The sequence below is a fragment of the Tropicibacter naphthalenivorans genome (assembly GCF_900176475.1).
Classification (GTDB): domain Bacteria; phylum Pseudomonadota; class Alphaproteobacteria; order Rhodobacterales; family Rhodobacteraceae; genus Tropicibacter; species Tropicibacter naphthalenivorans.
The window spans coordinates 1-17,463 of record NZ_FWXX01000011.1; the positions used below are offsets into that span (position 1 = coordinate 1).

A 17,463-nucleotide genomic window follows, 5' to 3' on the forward strand; every position below is an offset into this window, starting at 1 on the left:
GCTCATAACCTGAAGGTCGTAGGTTCAAATCCTACTCCCGCAACCAAATTCATAGCCCTCGCAACTCGCGGGGGCTTCTTTGTTTCTGTCCGCCAAACTCACCTGCGGCAATCAAAACAATTGAATGCCAAACACGCGAATCTTAACGCTCAAGAAAGATTTACCTTTTTAGGAGCTACATAGATGGACCCTCGCCGCCTCGAAATGACTGTTCTCATGACGCCTGACATGGCCAATTTCAGCGGCAAGGTGCATGGTGGCGCGTTGCTTAACCTATTGGATCGGGTCGCTTTTTCCTGTGCGTCGCGCTACTCGGGGAAATACGCGGTCACTCTGTCCGTCGATCAGGTCACCTTTCGCCAGCCTATCAACGTCGGAGAGCTGGTGACATTCAAGGCCAGCGTCAACGACGTGGGGCGGACCTCGATGGAGATCGGTATCCGGGTCGAAGCCGAGGATATTCGTGCGGGCACCCGGCGTCACACCAATTCTTGTTACTTCACCATGGTGGCGGTTGACGACGCGGGGAAGTCTGCCGAGGTTCCGCCGCTGGAAATTACGACACCCCTAGATCAAAAACGCCAGCACGCCGCGAAAGCACGCAAGGAGCTGCGTAAACGCTTTGGCGACGAAATGGCGAAACTCACCGATTACGACCACGAGGATTAAGCCTTGAGCCGGTAACCCGTGCGGAACATGACCCAAGCGACGGCGCAGATCAGTGCCGTCGCAACAAAGGCAAACCCAAAGCCGAACAGCGGGTTGCTGTCAGACACGCCAATCACGCCCCAACGCACCCCGTCGATCAGGTAGAATACCGGGTTGAGGTGCGTGATCTGGTAAAGACCGGGGGGCAGCGCCTCGACCGAGTAGAAGGTGCCCGACAGGAATGCCAAGGGCGTAACGATAAAGTTGGTGATCGCCGCCATTTGATCGAATTTATTGGCAAAAATTCCGGCGAGTATGCCCAAAGCCGACATGAACCCAGCTCCGAGGAACACGAACGCCAGCGCCCCAAGCGGATGCGCGGGCACGATCCCGAGCGTCAGCCAAAGCGCCGAGGCAATCGCGACGGCGACAATCAAACCGCGCGTGATGCCTCCTGCCAGATAGCCCACCAGCATCTCGCCCCCGGACAAAGGCGGCATCAGCGTATCGACGATATTCCCCTGAACCTTGGAAATCACCAACGAACTGGACGTGTTGGCAAAGGCGTTCTGAATCACCGTCATCATCAGGATACCCGGCGCGATGAAGGTCGAAAATGACACACCCATCACGTCGCCTCGGCGCGGCCCGATGGCGATGGTAAAGATCACCATGAACAGCCCGGCGGTCACCAGGGGCGCCAGCAGAGTTTGCGTCCAGACATTGGCGAACCGCAAGATCTCGCGTTTGGCAAGGGTCTGCACCCCCAGCCAGTTGATCCGCCCAAAGCGACGGGTTCCGGGTGCGTAATCTTGAATGTCGGACATGAAGCCTCCTGTAGCTGCGCCACCTTGTATATTGTTCTGCAATGATTAGAATAGAGCCTGATCAATGAAACGACAGGCGGCCCGCGTCCCGTGGCCGCTTTTTTCCGTGGAGTGGCCATGTCCTGGACCGATGAACGCGTCGAACTGCTCAAAAAGATGTGGGGTGAGGGGCAATCCGCCAGCCAGATCGCCAAAGAATTGGGCGGCGTGACCCGCAATGCCGTGATCGGCAAGGTCCACCGTCTGGGTCTGTCGAACCGCGCTGGCGCAACCCCCGCCGCCGAAACCAAACCCAAGGTCGAGGCCAAGCCCAAGCCCGAGCCGAAACCCAAGGCGAAACCCGCCGCGCCCAAGCCGGTCGAGGCTGCGGCCCCCGCGCCCGAACCCAAGCCAGAGCCGACCCCGGCGCCGGTCTCGACCATGCCGGCGCGCAAGCAGATCATTCCGGCCGGCCAGCCTCTGCCGCCGCAGCCTTCGACCAACGAAATCTCGCCCGAGGCGCTCGCCAAGGTGAACGAGGTCGAGAAAAAGGCCAAGAAGCTGACCTTGATGGAGCTAACCGAGCGCACCTGCAAGTGGCCCGTGGGCGACCCGGCGACCGATGATTTCTGGTTCTGCGGTCTGCCCGTGCAGCAGGGCAAACCCTATTGCGAAGCGCATGTGGGCGTGGCGTTCCAGCCCATGAGCGCCCGCCGCGACCGTCGCCGCTAAGGCGGATCGTCAAATCTTAGCGAAAGCGGGCCAATTCGGCCCGTTTTTGCGTTTCGGGACTGCAAAGTCTTTCCCGGATTTAAACAGAGGTTTATACGCGCCCTATGCAGAATCCCCCCGATCTGAGGCCCGATCTGGCCCGCGCCCGCATCAATGAAACCCGCCGCGATGGTCAGCCGACCGTCGGCATGGTCTCGCTTGGCTGTCCCAAGGCTTTGGTCGACAGTGAGCGCATCCTCACCCGCCTGCGCGCCGAAGGGTATGGGATCAGCGCCGACTATGCCGGGGCGGACGCGGTGATCGTGAACACCTGCGGTTTTCTCGACAGCGCCAAGGCCGAGAGCCTCGAGGCCATCGGTGAGGCGCTGAACGAGAATGGCAAGGTGATCGTCACTGGCTGTCTGGGGGCCGAGCCCGAGTATATCACCGGCGTGCACCCCAAGGTTCTGGCGGTCACTGGCCCGCATCAATACGAACAGGTGCTCGACGCGGTGCATGGCGCGGTGCCGCCTTCGCCCGATCCGTTCATTGACCTGCTGCCCGCGACGGGTGTCAGCCTAACCCCGCGCCATTACAGCTATCTCAAGATTTCCGAAGGCTGTAACCATAAATGCAAGTTCTGCATCATCCCCGACATGCGCGGTCGTCTGGTCAGTCGTCCCCACAAGGCGGTGATGCGCGAGGCGGAAAAGCTGGTCGAAGCGGGCGTCAAGGAACTGCTGGTGATCTCTCAGGACACCAGCGCCTACGGCACCGACTGGAAGGACCGCGAGAGCAAGTTTCCTTTCCTCGATCTGGCGCGCGATCTGGGCAGTCTGGGCGCTTGGGTGCGGATGCACTACGTTTACCCCTATCCGCATGTGCGCGACGCCATCCCCCTGATGGCCGAGGGTAAGATCCTGCCTTACTTGGATATTCCCTTTCAGCACGCACACCCCGACACGCTGCGCCGCATGGCGCGACCCGCCGCCGCCGAGCGGACCTTGGACGAAATCGCCGCCTGGCGTGACACCTGCCCCGACATTACTTTGCGCTCGACCTTCATCGTCGGCTATCCCGGCGAGACCGAGGACGAGTTCCAGACTCTGCTGGACTGGATGGACGAAGCGCAGCTGGATCGCGTCGGCTGTTTTCAGTACGAAAACGTCGATGGCGCGCGGTCCAATGACCTGCCCGACCATGTTCCCGCCGAGGTCAAGCAAGACCGCTGGGAGCGCTTTATGGAAAAGGCGCAGGCAATTTCCGAAGCCAAGCTAGAGGCCAAGGTCGGAAAGCGCATGGAGGTCATCGTCGACGACGTGGACGAGGATGGCATCGCCACCTGCCGCACCAAGGCGGACGCCCCCGAGATCGACGGTAACCTGTTCATCGACGAAGGCGCGGACCACCTGAAACCCGGCCAGATCGTCACCGTCGAGGTGGACGAGGCGGGCGAATACGACCTCTGGGGACAGCTGGTCCAGGGTTAACCCTGATCGGTTTCCATCACGCGAGGCTTCAGCGGGCGCGGCGGGACGTAAACGTCTTCGCCGACCAGGGTCCGCGCATCCCGTTCAGGCCGGCTGAGCGGATGCGGTAGGACACCCAGCGACATGGCCAAAGTGGCCAGCTCCACCCGGTTGTTCATCCCGGTCTTTTGCAGCAGCGCATTCAACCGCTGCCGCACGGCCGAGACGGAGATATCCAAAAGCTCGGCAATTTGTTTGTCGAGCAAACCGCCCCCGATCAATTCCAGCAGTTCTTGCTGTTTCGGAGTGATCGAATTCCGGTCCGGGAATTCCTGCGCAAAATGAAGCAGATAGCGCTGGTGCGCGGCCAAGGCTCCGGCGTTTAGGGTCCAGCCGTCCGTGCGAATGACTTCGAGCAATTCGCTGCGCGACAGATCGCCCGCAAAGGTCATCAAGGCCGACTGCGCGGGCGCATACTGCCGCAACGGGATGGAAAACCCGGCCCTGATTCCACGGCGTGCCGCTTCGCGCAGCACGTTCACGCGCGCTTCTGGCAGTTGGTGATACTCGTCCAGAAACTCGATGCCCACGGTGATCGGCGTCAGGCAAGACATGCCGTGACTGCGAAAATACGACCAGCGATACAGCGCGGGATCATCGTTGAATTGGTGCAGCCAAGAGGCGTCATAGGACGTGCGAATAAACTGCGCGCAGGTCCAATCGTGGTAGTCGTTGGCCGAGATGAAATCGATGCAAGGCAGGCGCAGCGAGGTGCCCAGATCAACGATCAACTCCCAAACTTCTTCAGAGCTTTCAGTGACTTCGAGGTCTTGTAGGAACGTCTGAAGGCGCCGCGGAACATGGTTTTCCGCGGCGATGGGGGCACGTCTGACCGAATGAAACGGCTCAGACCGTTTCATCTTCGAGGTGCAGCTTCATGTCGATCAGCACTTTTTGGATGGCCAAGGTTTCCTTGAGCAAGCGCTTGGCTTCGTTCGCGGAAATGACGCCGTCCTCGATCGACTGATTGTATTCGGCCATAAGCATGGCAAAGCGCTGCGACAAGGCGATGACGTCGGCGTTGACGCCGCCTTCGCGCTTGGAGTTGCGCGGCTCGTTGTCGAAATGCAGCGTGATGCCCTTCAGCTCGGCCAGCGCCGAGGTGACATGCGGATAGCTTGCGGCCTCCTCCAAAGCGGCGACGGCATCGACGGGGATAAAGCGGTCGGCGTGTTCGGGATAATCGGAATAATAGCGACCCAGCGTGGCCTTGGATTTGCCCGTCAGTTCGCAGGCGGCTTCGATGCCCACGTCCTTGACCAGCGCCTCGGTGTGCTTCTTCAGATAACGTCCAACAGTCGACATAGCGCCCCCAAAACCCCGGATGAGTGTGCCCGGGGAAACCCTTTGTTCATTTCCCATTAACGCAGAACGTCTGGAAATGTCATTTAAAAAACAGTCCTGCGGGTGTTGCAGGCCGTGTCAGTGATCGGTTACCGGCCCGGTTCTAGTTTAACGGAAACGCAATCATCCCCAATCGCCGGTGGGGCGTTCTGGTCTGTCCCGTTTCCATAGTGTGTGTCCCGGTGTTTTGACTAACGAGTATCGCGCGGGCGCTTCGTAGAGGAAGCCCCGCGCCTGATCTCTTGCACCCGCCTGTTGGCTGAGGCAAACCCATAGAATGGCCAAGCTGCACTTCCAATATTCGACGATGAACGCCGGCAAATCGACCCTGCTTTTGCAGGCGGCGCATAACTACAACGAGCGCGGGATGCAGACTTACCTGCTGATCGCGTCCTTTGATGATCGGGCGGGTGTCGGGCAGATTGGCTCGCGGATCGGCCTGGCGCGCGAGGCCGATGTCTTTGGTCCTTCCGAAGATCTGTTTACCAAGATCGAGGCGCGCTTGGCCCAAGGCAAGGTCGCCTGCATTTTCATTGACGAGGCGCAGTTTCTGACCCGCGAGCAAGTCTGGCAACTGGCCCGTGTTGTCGACGATCTGAAGGTGCCGGTCATGGCGTACGGGCTGCGGGTCGACTTCCGCGGAGAGCTATTCCCCGGCTCTGCAGCGCTGTTGGCCTTGGCGGATGAAATGCGCGAAGTCCGCACGATCTGCCATTGTGGGCGCAAGGCGACGATGGTCGTGCGGCAGGATGAAAACGGTCAAGCCTTGGTTGATGGGGAGCAAATCCAGATTGGTGGGAATGAGACCTACGTTTCGCTATGCCGCCGCCATTGGCGCGAAGCTGTAGGCGCTTAGACCATGGGAGGGATGCAAGCGCTCGCAACCGGCTTTGTCGTCGCAATTGTCGGTTTTTTCAGCTCTTTTCCGATTTTCCTTGCAGGGGTTGAGGCTATGGGTGCGTCCCCGATGCAGGCGTCTTCGGCCCTTATGGCGGGCGCTTTAGCCATGGGGATCGCCGGGATCGCGCTGGCGTTTTGGCAAAAAATCCCGGCATCCTGCGCTTGGTCGACGCCTGGGGCTGCGCTTTTGGCGGTCTCTGCGCCGGACCCAGCCGGGTTCTCTGGCGCGGTCGGCGCGTTCATCGTAGCGGGTGCGCTGGCCGTGATCGCGGGCTTTTGGAAGCCCTTGGTGCGCTTGGCCCAAGCCGTGCCCGCGCCGATCACCCAAGGCATGTTGGCAGGGGTCCTCTTGCCTATTTGTTTCGCGCCTTTTCGCGCTGTTGGGGACGCACCGATGGTGGCGGTGCCGATCCTGCTCACATGGTTCGTAGTCAGCCGGGTTTGGCGTTTGTTCGCGGTGCCCGCAGCGGTTTTGGTAACCTTGATTCTGGTCGTTTGGCACAACGGCGCCTTGCCCTTGCCAGAGACTGTGTTGACCGCGCCGGTTTGGATCACGCCAAGTTTTTCGGTTGCCGGGGTGATCGGATTGGCGGTGCCCTTGTTCATCGTGACCATGGCGACGCAGAATATCCCAGGGGCGTCCGTGCTGCGGTCAAATGGCTACCAGCCGCCGACGGGTCCGTTCTTTGCCGCGGTGGGCGCGATCAGTATTTTGTCTGCCCCCTTCGGTGCCATCGCGACCAACCTTGCTGCCATCACCGCAGCGATGTGCGCCGATGAAAACGCACATTCCGACCCCGCCAAACGTTACTGGGCAGCGGTTTGGGCGGGGCTCTTTTACTGTTTGTTTGGAATATTTGCCGCTGTGGTCACCTTTGTCGCCGCTGCCGCGCCACCTTTGGCGATGGCGAGCCTTGCAGGGGTCGCTCTATTCGCAGTGTTCATGAATTCCGCCGCGGGGGCTCTGTCAGAGCCAGATACGCGCGAATCAGCGGCTTTGACCTTTGTGATCACAGCTTCGGGCTTGACCGTATTTGGTATCGGCGGCGCAGTTTGGGGGCTGCTGGCTGGCACCATCGTGCATGGGTTAACGCATCGCGTGTCGCGTTAACGGCGCTCCAACAGGACAGATCCCACGGAATATCCCGCTCCAAAAGAGCAGATCACGCCCCGATCTCCGGGTTCCAAGTCGTTGGAATATTTTGAAAATGCAATGATCGAACCGGCAGAAGACGTGTTGGCGTAGTCTTGCAGGATGTTGGGTTGTTCGCCGGCTTCGGGTGTGCGGCCCAAAACCTTTTTCCCGATGAAATCGTTCATCGCCTTGTTCGCCTGATGCAGCCACATCCGTTTGAGATCATCGGCGGTCCAGCCTTCGGCATCCATGTGATCACGAATGTGTTGTGAGACCATCGGCAACACTTCCTTAAAGACTTTGCGACCATTCTGCATGAATTGCATGTCGCGCCGATCTTCCATTTGATCGCGGGTGCGGCGCAGAAAACCGTTGTTGTTCCGAATGTTGTTCGAAAACTGCGTCGCACAGCGCGTGGAAAGGATGTCGAACTTTGCACCTTTTGCCTCGTCCGAAGGTTCAATCACGACGGCCGTGCACACATCGCCAAAGATAAAATGGCAGTCCCGGTCGCGCCATTCCAAATGCCCAGAGCAAATCTCGGGGCAGACGACCAAGGCCCGACGTGCGCTACCGGCGCGGACCATATCAGCGGCCGCCTGAATGCCGAATGTCGCCGAAGAGCACGCCACATTCATGTCAAAGGCGAATCCTTGCGCCCCGATAAGGTTCTGAATTTCGATGGAAATCGCGGGATAGGCGCGCTCTTGGTTGGAGGAGGCGCAGATCACCAAATCAATCTCGGACCCTGTGCGCCCCGCCATTTCAAGCGCCTTTGTGCACGCATCCAAAGCCATCTCGGCCATGACGCCCGGCTCATCGTCGCTACGGCTGCGCAGGCGCGGGAACATCCGTTTGGGGTCAAGAACGCCTGTTTTATCAATCACATAGCGTTGCTCAATTCCCGACGCTTGGACGATGAAATCACTGCTGGAGTGCGCCATCGGTTCCGCTTTGCCTGCTTCGATCTCTGCCGCGTTCTTCGCGTTCCACAAATCTGCGTAGGCGTTGAAGGCCTCGACCAGCTCGTCATTTGTGATCACTTCGGACGGGGTAAAGATGCCGTGGCCGGAAATCGTGGGCTGGTTCATGTGCGGATCCTCCTGCGGCGCAGCGAACCCGATGGGGCAGAGGAAATCAAGGGTGGGCGTTACGGAACTTTTACACTCCGGTGCGATTATCCTTTGTGAAATGGGGGCTTACCGATGACCTTTCAAAACATGCAGAAGATTCTTCATATTCCTCGGGCCGATGCGCTGATCAACGCTTTGCTGCCGTCTTGGCCGGTTCTGCGTCAAGCGCCTGAACACGACCCGTGGGATCCGACCACGCAAGAAGACGCGCGGCTGATCTTTCGCGAGGATCAGCACTAGTTAGTGCATCCGCGCACCGTTCGGCACCGGTTTATCAGGGTTCAAAAGGACGATTCCGTCGGTTTCATCCGATAGCCCGAGGACCAGAACTTCTGACATGAACTTGCCAATTTGTCGGGGCGGAAAATTGACGACACCCATGATCTGTCGCCCAACGAGCGTTTCAGGCGTGTAGTGTGCGGTGACCTGAGCGCTTGTTTTGCGCTCTCCGATCTCGGGGCCAAAGTCGATCCACATTTTTATCGCGGGCTTGCGCGCCTCGGGGTAATGTTCGGCGCGCAAGACAGTCCCGACGCGGATGTCGACTTTGAGGAAATCGTCAAAGCTGATGTCAGCCATTGGCCAGCTCGCGGGATCGGTTCGCCGCGGCGGCAACGGTGTCGGTGATGATTTTGGGCAGCGCGTCGTCCGCCATCAAAACCTCCAGCCCGGCTTGGGTCGTGCCGTTAGGCGACGTCACATTCTTGCGCAGTTGCGCTGGATCCTCGGCGGCCTGCATGGCCAAGGCGCCGGCACCCGCCACGGTTGCCTTTGCCAGCGCCATCGCCAGCTCCGGGGAAAGCCCTTGCGCTTCGCCAGCGGAGGCCAAACATTCAATCATATGAAACACATAGGCAGGGCCAGATCCGCTGACGCCAGTGACGGCGTCCATTTGTGACTCAGCGTCCAAGCGAACGACTTGGCCCACGGCAGACAACAACTCTTCGGCCGTTGAAAGGTTTTCTGCGGACGCCTGTGCGTTGCCGATGATCGCCGTGATGCCCTGGCCCACGGCGGCGGGGGTGTTTGGCATGGCGCGGATGATCGGCGTGTCGTGGCCGAGCAACTCTTCGTAGGTGGCAATGGAAATTCCGGCAGCGACGGACAAAAACAGCGTATCGCCGTTGCCCAAAGCCTGAAGCGACGGCAAAGCGTCCGCCATCATCTGAGGTTTCACCGCAATCAGGACAATCGCCGGGGCTTTGGGCAGGGGTTCGTTGACATGGACCCCCTTCGACATCACCCAATCGGAGGGATGAGGATCCTGCACCCAGACCGAGGACTCAGGCAAGCCTTGCGCCAGCCAGCCTTCCAGCATGGCGGATCCCATTTTGCCGCAGCCCAGCAGCACCAGCCCGTTTTGAGCAATCTTACCGTCGCGCATCTTTGCCTCCATTTGTTTAACAAAGGCCTACGCAATGCCCGGCTTGGCCGCAAGCGGGCTGTCAGGCTGCAATAACGCGGCGACCTTGTGCAGATCGTCTGTGAAGTTTGAGAGTGCGGCGGCGCGCTCTGAATTGGGCAGTCGAAGAATATAACTTGGGTGCACAGTGACAAACACGGGCCGACCATCCGGTGTCCGCTCAAGACTGCCCCGACAATTTAACAGATCATGGCGCGTGCCGGTCAGGCTCTCCAGCGCGGTCGCCCCAAGCGCGACCAGCAGCTTGGGCGCAACACGCTCAATTTCCAGATCAAGCCACCATTTGCAGTTCTCAATCTCGGTGCGGTTTGGCGACTGGTGAATGCGTTGCCGACCATTTGCGCGGAATTTGAAGTGTTTTACGGCGTTCGTGACATAAACGCGCGAACGGTCAATCCCCGCCCCCGCCAAGCCTTGGTCCAGAAGTTGCCCGGCAGGGCCGACAAAGGGCTGTCCGGCCAAGTCTTCGTGGTCGCCGGGTTGTTCGCCGACGATCATGATCTCGGCATCCAGCGGCCCAGTACCCACCACGGCTTGTGTTGCGTTTTTCCATAGGGAACAACGCCGGCATCCCTGTATCGAAGTCGTAAATTGATCCGCGTTTTCAGAATGTTGCGCCTGTTGCGCGCGGAGCCGTTCTGACACACGCGCAGCCCGCGCAGGGGCCAGCGTCGGAGCCGCATCCGCCATGGATTGCGCACGCGCCTGCGCCTCTGCCAACATCTCGGGGATCAGTTGCGCTTCGGGCAGGTTTTTCCAGTACTTCTTGGGCATTTCAGACTGCATTGCGCGGGTCTTGACGCGGGCCGGATTGAAAATGGACCGGTAGTAGGTCCGCCAAAGCTCCTCGGTCGCGTCGTCTGCAATCGGTGGTTTCGGCTGACCAGGGGCAAAGCTGATGTTTCCGTTAAAATGAATGCTCAAATCCGGCGTAAAAATCTTCCAATCCATGTCGCCAAATCGTTTGGCAAAAAACGGCGCGATGGGTTCGCAAATCAGGTGCGTCGGCTCGAACCAGGCGGCAAAACTGCGTCGTGGCGCATTGCGATCGCCAACTTCTCGAAACCGTAAAAACGCAGTCATCTTATGTTTGTCTCGGCTGACCTCCTTGGACATCGCGGTCAGTTTCGCAACGCGGGGGTCGGCTTTGTCCGACATCAGGCGCTGGTCCGATTGCAGCGCAAAGAGCAGCGCGTAGAGCCTGGAAAAGCGTTCCGGATCGCGGTGCCAGATGGCAAGGTTTGCCATGGAAATGAAGGCTTTAGAAGCGGTGGCGGTGCGGTCTCCCTGTGGCAAAGGACCAGCGGCTTGGAACAGGTCCGGGCTGTCACGGCCGCAGGTCCACAGAACATCTTCGGGCGCAACGGCGGCGGCCAAGAGAGCGCGCGCCTTGTCCCGCCAAGCGTCAAAGGTGCCGATTTCGGGTAAATGGATGCTGTACATCAAAAGAGCGAAAGTTGTTCTGGCGGCGGGGCGAAACGGGCACGCAAATCAGCGGTGTCCGTCAGCCCGCGAGGTGTCCAATCCAAGGCGTGCATAAAGGGCTTGGCGCTGCGCAGGTTCGCCCCCATCCGCCGCAAATCGTCATACCGCAGCGTGCGATGCCGGCGTGTTTTTAACACGCGATCAACCGTTTTCGTCCCGAAACCGGGCACACGCAGCAGCAGCTCTCGGTCCGCGCGATTGACATCGATGGGAAAGAGATGGCGGTTCGCAAGCGCCCAAGCGAGTTTGGGATCGACGGCCAGATCAAGGTTTCCGTCAGAGGTGGCCGAGGCGATTTCGTCCACGTCGAACCCATAAAACCGCAAAAGCCAATCGGCCTGATACAGGCGATGTTCCCGGACCAACGGGGGCTGGATGAGCGGCAAAACGGCCGAGGCGTCCGGGATCGGAGAGAAGGCTGAATAGTACACCCGACGCAGTTTGTAGCTACTGTAAAGCCTTGAAGAGCTTTGCAAAATAGTTGTGTCTGTTGCGCCATCCGCGCCTACGATCATCTGGGTCGATTGACCCGCGGGGGCAAATTTCGCCGGTCGCTTTCCGGTAAAGCTCTTGTCTTGGCGGGCCTCTTTGAGCAACCGAACGTCGGCCATGGCGCGGCGTATCTGATCGGGGCTTTTCTCGGGGGCGTAGTCCTTGACCGCGCGATCCGTCGGCAGTTCGACGTTGATGGACAATCGGTCGGCGAACAATCCCGCCTCTTCGATCAGCTTGGGGTCCGCGTCCGGGATGGTTTTGAGGTGAATATACCCGCGAAAACGGTGCTCTTGCCGCAGGGATTTCGCGATCCGGACCATGTCGGCCATGGTGTCATCAGGCGAGCGGATAATGCCCGAGGACAGAAACAGGCCTTCGATATAATTGCGCCGATAGAATTCCAACGTGAGGTGAATGACCTCTTCGGGCGTGAACCGTGCGCGTTGGACGTTTGATGAGACGCGATTGACGCAATAGGCGCAGTCGTAAATGCAGAAATTTGTCATCAAAATCTTGAGCAAACTAATGCAGCGCCCGTCGGGGGCGTAGGCGTGGCAAATGCCGGAACCTGTGACCGAACCGATCCCTTTGCCGTCGCGAGAGTCGCGTTTTTGCCCCCCGCTACTGGCGCAGGAGGCATCGTATTTGGCCGCGTCCGACAGAATCGCGAGTTTTTTATCTAAAGTCATCGTTGCCATGTGTTCACAATATGTTCGTCAAAGCGTGCGAACAAGAGGGGAACGGATGGCTGTAACGCAGACGTTAGGCTTGGGGGGCGTCGATCAAAAAGGCAAATAGATCGCGTAGGCGGTCCCAAGTCGCTTTGTCGCTGGCGACCAACAGGTAGCCGTCCTTCAGGTCGCCGCGGTAGTCTGATCCGTCAAGCATCGCGGCATGGCCACCGGCTTGCTGAACGGCGACAACACCAGCGGGCTGATCCCAAGGGGTCAGCTTGGAATACAGCGCAAAGTCCACAGCGCCTTGCGCGACCATGCGCATTTCGTGGCAAGCGCAGCGCAAGGACAAAGCGCGGGCAAATTGCGGCAGGGTCGCCGCCATCTCGGCTTGTTTGGCTTCGGGGATCAGGTTGATCGCGATGTATCCAGACAAGTCTTGGATCGCGCCGCCGGTGCTTGTGCTGAGCTTTCGGCGCACGCGGCGCGGCATGACCAATTCGGCATCTGATTGCGTGTCGGCGATGATGAAATCGTTCATGATCGGATCATACAGCAGCCCGAACACGGGAACGCCAAAGCGCAGGATCGACACCATCACACCGAACATCGCCAGCCCGTGCGCATAATTCCACGTGCCGTCGACCGGATCGATGGTAAAGCAAAGCTCGGCTTCTGCGATCTGATCAATGATGTCGGGATTCACGCTGGCGTTTTCTTCGCCGACAACCAAAGCGTGGGGAAACATGGCCAAAAGGCCGCGTGTCAGCATGGCTTCCGCGGCTTTGTCCGCATCGGTCACAAGGTCTTGCGGACCGGATTTCTGATCGATCTGATGCGCGCCAAGCTGCCGAAACCGCGGAAGGATTTCGGCCTTTGCCGCGCGGCGCACGAGGTTCATGATCTGCGTGCGCTGAGCATGGGTCAGTGGGGCGGTGACAGCGATGGGAAGAGAATCGGTCATGGCGGCGTCCAGTCTTGCTGTGGTTGCACGAAGGCTTGCCAGCCCACGCGCCGCTGTGCAAGACGCGTGAGGGGCCCAAGATGTCGCGTTTCCCTATTCTCGGGCGCGCAAAATTCCCGCTGGACGTGCTGCCAAGGGCCGCCAGGCAAACGCCAAACCTGCGAGCAAAGTTGCGATGATCCCACCCGCAACGATGCCCAACGCGCTGCCCCAGATCACGGAAAAGTCTGTTTCCATGACAAAGGTCGCGACGGCCCATCCCCCTGCAATGCCTGCCCCGATGGCGACCGCTCCGGCCCCCGCGCCAAGCAAAGCAGAGCGCAGGGCAAAACTGCTGAGGATGCGCGCGCGGCTGGCGCCGAGGGTCTTGAGGATCGCGGCCTCGTAGGTCCGCGCGCCTTCGCCTGCGGCGGCTGCGCCGATCAGGACGAGGAAGCCGGTCAGCAAAGTCGCCGCCGCACCCCAGCGAATCGCGGCGCCGATCCCTTCGAGCAATTCGGACACGCGGTCGATGGCATCGCGCACCCGGATCGCCGTGATATTGGGGTAAGTGTTTGCCAAATCGCGCAAAATAGCGGCTTCGGCTTCTGGCTCGGCGTAGACGGTCGAGATGAAGGTATGCGGGGCACCTTGCAAGGCGGCGGGGTTCATCGTCAGCACGAACCCGATCCCCGCGGTTGAAAAGTCGACGTCCCGGAATGACGTGATCGTCCCCGTGATGTCGCGGCCAAGCACGTTGATCGTCACCGTGTCACCCAGCTGGAGGCCCATTTCCTCGGCTTCTTCGGCGGCAAAACTGATTTGCGGCGGCCCGGAATAATCCTCGGGCCACCATTCGCCTTCGGTCACGGTGGTGCGCGCATCAGGTTGGGCTGCGTAGGTCACCCCTCGGTCACCGCGTACCACCCAATGTGGGCCGACGACCTCTTGGGCGGGCTGGCCATTGATCCGAGTGACAACGCCGCGCAGCATGGGCGCACTGTCGATCCGGCTGACCGCGGGGTCGTTTTCCAGCCGGTCCAGATAGCCGGGCATCTGGTCTTTTTGAATGTCGACAAAAAAGTAGGACGGCGCAATATCAGGCAGATCGCGCTGAATGGCGGCGCGCAGATTGCCGTCGATCTGCCCGACTGCGGCCAGAACCGACAGGCCAAGACCCAGCGACAAGACCACCGCGCCTGCGCTTTCGCCAGGGCCACCAATCGCGCCCAAAGCCCATCTTAACACGGGGCGACCACGGGCAAGGCCCGTCGCCAGGCGCGCGAGCCAACGGATCAAAAAGGCCGTCAGCACCAGCACAAGCAACGCGCCAAAGATGCCGCCAGCGGTCCACAAGGTCAGCCGAGCACTGCCGGACAACAGCGCGGCAGAGCCGACAAGAGCGATCAAAAGCCCAGCCGTGGCAATGAGATAGCGCGGGGCGGGCAAGAGCTTTGCACTGCCCAACGCGTCGCGGAACAGGGTCGCGGCACGGACATCTTCGGCGCGGGCCAGCGGCCAGAGGGTGAAAACCAGCGCGGTCAGCAGGCCATACAGGGCAGCTTCGGACAACGGCCCGATGTGCAACGTGAACACGGCAGGGACGGGGAGCGCATCATTGATGATCCCACCAAATGCAATTGGGATCGCCGCGCCCAGCACCAAGCCGATCGCGATGCCAAGCAACGACAACGCCCCGATTTGCAGAAAATACGTTCTAAAAATCACCGCGCGCGTCGCCCCGAGGGTGCGTAAAGTTGCGATGACAGAGGTCTTTTTCGCCAGATAGGCCCGCACGGCAGCGGAAACGCCGACCCCGCCGACCGCCAGCCCGGACAGGCCCACGAGCACGAGGAACGAACCTAACCGTTCTACGAAACGCGCGATTCCCGGTGCGCCGTTGCGGGCGTCCCGCCACGACAGGCCGTTGGCTTCGAATTGATCCAAGGCCGCTTGCTTGGTTGCGTCCAGATCCGCGCCTTCGGGCAAAAGCAGCCGATATTCCGTCTCATAAAGCGAACCGGGGGCGAGCAGGCCAGAGCCTTGTAGGTCTTGTGTCAGAACGATGGTTCGGGGCCCAAGGCCAAAGCCGTCGCCGGCATCATCTGGTTCGGTGACGATGGTGGCGCGCAAGGTGAACTCTTGCGTGCCCAAGCGGAACGTATCCCCCGGCGCGAGACCCAAGCGGTCGGCCAGAACGGGTGCCATGACGCCGCCCTGATTGGACAAAGCCTCTGACAAGGGCATCGCGGGGTCGAGAACCATATCGCCGAGCAACGGATAGGCTGCGTCCACCGATTTCACCTGCGTCAAACCGCGATCAGACGTGCCATCGCGCAGCACCGTGGCCATTGACCGAAAATCGGTGACTTCGGACACGGCTGTGGCGGCGCTTTCCATCCATGCGCGCTCTTCTTCGGATGCGAAACGGTAGGTGAATTCTACCTGTGCATCGCCCCCCAGCAGGATTGCGCCTTGTTCTTCAAGGCCTTGCTCGATGGCGGACCGGACCGAGCCGACACCTGCAATTGCGGCGACCCCCAAGGCCAGACAGGCGAGAAAAATTCGAAAGCCGGACAGGCCGCCGCGCAACTCTCTGCGCGCGAAACGCGCGGGGACGGCCCAGCTCATTCCGCGGCCTGCCGTTGCGTATCGATCAACCCGTCCCGCAGCTGGATCACACGATCACAGCGCGCGGCAAGTTCGGGCGCGTGCGTCACCAGAACCAAGGTCGAGTCCCGTTGTTCTGACAGGCCAAACAACAGCTCGATGATCGCTTCACCATTGGCCCCGTCCAGGTTGCCCGTCGGCTCGTCCGCCAAGAGGATATCGGGCTGCGTTGCAAGGGCGCGAGCCAGCGCGACGCGCTGCTGCTCGCCGCCCGACATTTGCGCAGGATAATGGTCGGCGCGGTGCCCAAGGCCAACGGCGTCCAGCTCTTGCTTGGCCTTGGCAAAGGCGTCTTTGTCGCCCGCAAGCTCTAGCGGCGTCGCAACATTTTCCAACGCGGTCATGGTCGGGATCAAATGAAAGCTCTGGAACACCACCCCCATATGGTCCCGCCGAAATTGGGCCAAGGCGTCCTCATCCATGCTGGTCAGATCGCGCCCAAGCGCCAGAACAGACCCGCTTGTGGCGCGCTCCAGCCCGCCCATCACCATCAATAAAGAGGATTTCCCAGAACCGGATGGGCCAATCAGGCCGATCGTCTCGCCTTTTGCCACGTCCAGCGAAATTCCATGCAGGATTTCAACATTTCCGGCATTGCCCTTGAGGCTGAGGGTGACATCCTTAAGTGACAGAACAGGTTCGGGCATAGGAGCTTCCTCATGTTATGCTTTCTCACATATGGGCTGCGTGCGCTGCGCCTCAAGGTGTTTGCGGCAATTGTCCTTATCAATGGGTTACCGGCCCAAGCGGCAGAGGTGAATATTCTCGCGCTGGGGGACTCGCTGACCCAAGGGTATGGCTTGCTCGAACAAGACGGGTTTGTACCGCAGCTGCGAAATTGGCTTGCGGATCAAGGACATGACGTGCGGATCGTAAACGGCGGTGTGTCGGGGGACACGACTGCCGGTGGTCTTGGGCGTGTCGAATGGTCTTTGACGCCCGAGATCGACGCGATGATCGTCGCCTTGGGCGGGAATGACCTGTTGCGCGGCATTGACCCAACGCTGTCGCGGGCAAACCTTGAGGGGATCTTGCAGGTGGCGCAGGATCGGAACCTAGAAGTTTTGTTAATCGGAATGAGCGCGCCGGGGAACTATGGCCCGGAGTACAAACAGACGTTCGATGCGATCTACCCAGAGCTGGCTGATGCCTATGGAACTGTTTTTCTAGAGAATTTCTTTGCCGGACTGATGGCCGAGGGCAGCGATCCCAGCGAACTGCGCGCTTTTATGCAATCGGATAACATTCACCCAAATGAAAAGGGTGTTAAAAAGATTGTCGAGAGTGTCGGGCCAAAAGTTGAGGAGCTGATAGATCGCTTGAGCAATTAAGCCTTGAGGGGCATGTCACCTTCGGAGGGGCGCGCCACAATCGCGTTGGCCAGCGCCAATGCCCCGCAGCCAAAGCTTGCGGTTAAGTACAGGCCAAACGCTTGCAAGACGGTGAAATCCAGCACGACCCAAGAAAATACGCCCGCGAAAAAGCCCAAGATGCTACCCAAGACCAAAGCCGCTACTGCCATTTCATCCTCCACGTGCGAAGCCTAGCGTAAATCGCCAAAGCCTTC

At 59.8% G+C, this 17,463-nt stretch carries 20 protein-coding genes; 8 read left to right on the forward strand and 12 right to left on the reverse strand.

All coding sequences use genetic code 11. The features are described 5' to 3' along the window. Together B9A11_RS22315 and B9A11_RS17755 are read left to right on the forward strand one after the other, a co-directional pair. Positions 1-183 (forward strand): hypothetical protein (locus B9A11_RS22315; RefSeq protein WP_234988892.1); only part of this gene is annotated, 183 nt, incomplete at its 5' end. After that, positions 184-669: an acyl-CoA thioesterase gene (locus tag B9A11_RS17755; RefSeq protein ID WP_058247828.1), complete on the forward strand. Its 486-nt coding sequence runs from the start codon at positions 184-186 to the stop codon at positions 667-669. Here the strand turns inward: B9A11_RS17755 and B9A11_RS17760 are convergent. After that, on the reverse strand, positions 666-1,475 hold the full coding sequence (locus B9A11_RS17760; protein WP_058247827.1) for an ABC transporter permease: 810 nt from the start codon (positions 1,473-1,475) through the stop codon (positions 666-668). The two genes, B9A11_RS17755 and B9A11_RS17760, sit on opposite strands and share 4 nt — an antisense overlap. Before the next feature lie 117 nt (positions 1,476-1,592). Between B9A11_RS17760 and B9A11_RS17765 the strand changes: the two genes are divergently transcribed. Both B9A11_RS17765 and rimO read left to right on the forward strand, forming a co-directional pair. After that, the gene (locus tag B9A11_RS17765; RefSeq protein ID WP_058247881.1) at positions 1,593-2,186 is read left to right on the forward strand and encodes a GcrA family cell cycle regulator; all 594 of its coding nucleotides are present in this window, start codon (positions 1,593-1,595) and stop codon (positions 2,184-2,186) included. Positions 2,187-2,290: 104 nt separating this feature from the next. After that, positions 2,291-3,655 (forward strand): 30S ribosomal protein S12 methylthiotransferase RimO, encoded by a 1,365-nt coding sequence (gene rimO, locus B9A11_RS17770; protein WP_058247826.1) that lies wholly within the window; start codon positions 2,291-2,293, stop codon positions 3,653-3,655. Here the strand turns inward: rimO and B9A11_RS17775 are convergent. Next, positions 3,652-4,425 carry a helix-turn-helix transcriptional regulator gene (locus B9A11_RS17775; RefSeq protein WP_159452519.1) on the reverse strand — a complete coding sequence of 258 codons (774 nt, stop codon included), beginning with the start codon at positions 4,423-4,425 and terminating at the stop codon, positions 3,652-3,654. The genes rimO and B9A11_RS17775 overlap by 4 nt on opposite strands. Positions 4,426-4,540: 115 nt before the next feature. After that, positions 4,541-4,999 (reverse strand): hypothetical protein, encoded by a 459-nt coding sequence (locus B9A11_RS17780; protein ID WP_058247824.1) that lies wholly within the window; start codon positions 4,997-4,999, stop codon positions 4,541-4,543. Positions 5,000-5,315: 316 nt separating this feature from the next. On the opposite strand from B9A11_RS17780, the gene B9A11_RS17785 reads away from it, so the two are divergent. Both B9A11_RS17785 and B9A11_RS17790 read left to right on the forward strand, forming a co-directional pair. Next, positions 5,316-5,894, forward strand: coding sequence for a thymidine kinase (locus B9A11_RS17785; RefSeq protein WP_058247823.1), 579 nt, complete (start codon positions 5,316-5,318; stop codon positions 5,892-5,894). A gap of 12 nt (positions 5,895-5,906) precedes the next feature. After that, positions 5,907-7,049 (forward strand): benzoate/H(+) symporter BenE family transporter, encoded by a 1,143-nt coding sequence (locus B9A11_RS17790; protein WP_083499849.1) that lies wholly within the window; start codon positions 5,907-5,909, stop codon positions 7,047-7,049. Here the strand turns inward: B9A11_RS17790 and B9A11_RS17795 are convergent. Continuing rightward, positions 7,046-8,164 (reverse strand): beta-ketoacyl-ACP synthase III, encoded by a 1,119-nt coding sequence (locus B9A11_RS17795; RefSeq protein ID WP_058247821.1) that lies wholly within the window; start codon positions 8,162-8,164, stop codon positions 7,046-7,048. The two genes, B9A11_RS17790 and B9A11_RS17795, sit on opposite strands and share 4 nt — an antisense overlap. A gap of 129 nt (positions 8,165-8,293) precedes the next feature. On the opposite strand from B9A11_RS17795, the gene B9A11_RS21460 reads away from it, so the two are divergent. Continuing rightward, positions 8,294-8,446: a hypothetical protein gene (locus B9A11_RS21460; protein WP_159452520.1), complete on the forward strand. Its 153-nt coding sequence runs from the start codon at positions 8,294-8,296 to the stop codon at positions 8,444-8,446. Here B9A11_RS21460 and B9A11_RS17800 read toward each other — a convergent pair whose 3' ends face one another. The 7 genes from B9A11_RS17800 to B9A11_RS17830 form a co-directional block, all read right to left on the reverse strand. Next, on the reverse strand, positions 8,447-8,785 hold the full coding sequence (locus B9A11_RS17800) for a tRNA-binding protein (RefSeq protein ID WP_058247820.1): 339 nt from the start codon (positions 8,783-8,785) through the stop codon (positions 8,447-8,449). It abuts the gene before it with no gap. Beyond that, positions 8,778-9,590: a pyrroline-5-carboxylate reductase gene (gene proC, locus B9A11_RS17805; RefSeq protein WP_058247819.1), complete on the reverse strand. Its 813-nt coding sequence runs from the start codon at positions 9,588-9,590 to the stop codon at positions 8,778-8,780. Before proC ends, B9A11_RS17800 begins: the two co-directional genes overlap by 8 nt. Positions 9,591-9,617: 27 nt before the next feature. Then, positions 9,618-11,072 carry a UdgX family uracil-DNA binding protein gene (locus B9A11_RS17810; RefSeq protein WP_058247818.1) on the reverse strand — a complete coding sequence of 485 codons (1,455 nt, stop codon included), beginning with the start codon at positions 11,070-11,072 and terminating at the stop codon, positions 9,618-9,620. Next, entirely contained in the window at positions 11,072-12,307 is a 1,236-nt protein-coding gene (locus B9A11_RS17815; RefSeq protein ID WP_058247817.1) for a putative DNA modification/repair radical SAM protein, read from the reverse strand. The genes B9A11_RS17810 and B9A11_RS17815 overlap by 1 nt, the downstream gene beginning before the upstream one ends. Before the next feature lie 64 nt (positions 12,308-12,371). Continuing rightward, a complete protein-coding gene (locus B9A11_RS17820) occupies positions 12,372-13,247 on the reverse strand; it encodes an inositol monophosphatase family protein (protein WP_058247816.1) in 876 nt (291 codons plus the stop codon). A 93-nt stretch (positions 13,248-13,340) separates the two neighbouring features. Beyond that, complete coding sequence (locus B9A11_RS17825) at positions 13,341-15,857, reverse strand: ABC transporter permease (protein WP_058247815.1); 2,517 nt, start codon at positions 15,855-15,857, stop codon at positions 13,341-13,343. After that, the gene (locus B9A11_RS17830) at positions 15,854-16,543 is read right to left on the reverse strand and encodes an ABC transporter ATP-binding protein (protein ID WP_058247814.1); all 690 of its coding nucleotides are present in this window, start codon (positions 16,541-16,543) and stop codon (positions 15,854-15,856) included. Before B9A11_RS17830 ends, B9A11_RS17825 begins: the two co-directional genes overlap by 4 nt. A gap of 12 nt (positions 16,544-16,555) precedes the next feature. Here B9A11_RS17830 and B9A11_RS17835 point away from each other — a divergent pair, with 12 nt between their 5' ends. Beyond that, positions 16,556-17,227, forward strand: a complete 672-nt coding sequence (locus tag B9A11_RS17835; RefSeq protein ID WP_058247813.1) for an arylesterase — start codon at positions 16,556-16,558, stop codon at positions 17,225-17,227. On the opposite strand, the gene B9A11_RS17840 is transcribed toward B9A11_RS17835, so the two are convergent. Further along, a complete protein-coding gene (locus tag B9A11_RS17840) occupies positions 17,224-17,418 on the reverse strand; it encodes a hypothetical protein (protein WP_058247812.1) in 195 nt (64 codons plus the stop codon). The genes B9A11_RS17835 and B9A11_RS17840 overlap by 4 nt on opposite strands. Between the last annotated feature and the right edge of the window lie 45 nt (positions 17,419-17,463).

Bases quoted from the DNA above. Each gene is read 5' to 3' on its own strand.
- B9A11_RS17755 (WP_058247828.1), top strand. From the start codon at position 184: ATGGACCCTCGCCGCCTCGAAATGACTGTTCTCATGACGCCTGACATG.
- B9A11_RS17760 (WP_058247827.1), bottom strand. From the start codon at position 1,475: ATGTCCGACATTCAAGATTACGCACCCGGAACCCGTCGCTTTGGGCGG.
- B9A11_RS17765 (WP_058247881.1), top strand. From the start codon at position 1,593: ATGTCCTGGACCGATGAACGCGTCGAACTGCTCAAAAAGATGTGGGGT.
- rimO (WP_058247826.1), top strand. From the start codon at position 2,291: ATGCAGAATCCCCCCGATCTGAGGCCCGATCTGGCCCGCGCCCGCATC.
- B9A11_RS17780 (WP_058247824.1), bottom strand. From the start codon at position 4,999: ATGTCGACTGTTGGACGTTATCTGAAGAAGCACACCGAGGCGCTGGTC.
- B9A11_RS17785 (WP_058247823.1), top strand. From the start codon at position 5,316: ATGGCCAAGCTGCACTTCCAATATTCGACGATGAACGCCGGCAAATCG.
- B9A11_RS17790 (WP_083499849.1), top strand. From the start codon at position 5,907: ATGCAAGCGCTCGCAACCGGCTTTGTCGTCGCAATTGTCGGTTTTTTC.
- B9A11_RS17795 (WP_058247821.1), bottom strand. From the start codon at position 8,164: ATGAACCAGCCCACGATTTCCGGCCACGGCATCTTTACCCCGTCCGAA.
- B9A11_RS21460 (WP_159452520.1), top strand. From the start codon at position 8,294: ATGCAGAAGATTCTTCATATTCCTCGGGCCGATGCGCTGATCAACGCT.
- B9A11_RS17800 (WP_058247820.1), bottom strand. From the start codon at position 8,785: ATGGCTGACATCAGCTTTGACGATTTCCTCAAAGTCGACATCCGCGTC.
- proC (WP_058247819.1), bottom strand. From the start codon at position 9,590: ATGCGCGACGGTAAGATTGCTCAAAACGGGCTGGTGCTGCTGGGCTGC.
- B9A11_RS17810 (WP_058247818.1), bottom strand. From the start codon at position 11,072: ATGTACAGCATCCATTTACCCGAAATCGGCACCTTTGACGCTTGGCGG.
- B9A11_RS17815 (WP_058247817.1), bottom strand. From the start codon at position 12,307: ATGGCAACGATGACTTTAGATAAAAAACTCGCGATTCTGTCGGACGCG.
- B9A11_RS17820 (WP_058247816.1), bottom strand. From the start codon at position 13,247: ATGACCGATTCTCTTCCCATCGCTGTCACCGCCCCACTGACCCATGCT.
- B9A11_RS17825 (WP_058247815.1), bottom strand. From the start codon at position 15,857: ATGAGCTGGGCCGTCCCCGCGCGTTTCGCGCGCAGAGAGTTGCGCGGC.
- B9A11_RS17830 (WP_058247814.1), bottom strand. From the start codon at position 16,543: ATGCCCGAACCTGTTCTGTCACTTAAGGATGTCACCCTCAGCCTCAAG.
- B9A11_RS17835 (WP_058247813.1), top strand. From the start codon at position 16,556: ATGTTATGCTTTCTCACATATGGGCTGCGTGCGCTGCGCCTCAAGGTG.
- B9A11_RS17840 (WP_058247812.1), bottom strand. From the start codon at position 17,418: ATGGCAGTAGCGGCTTTGGTCTTGGGTAGCATCTTGGGCTTTTTCGCG.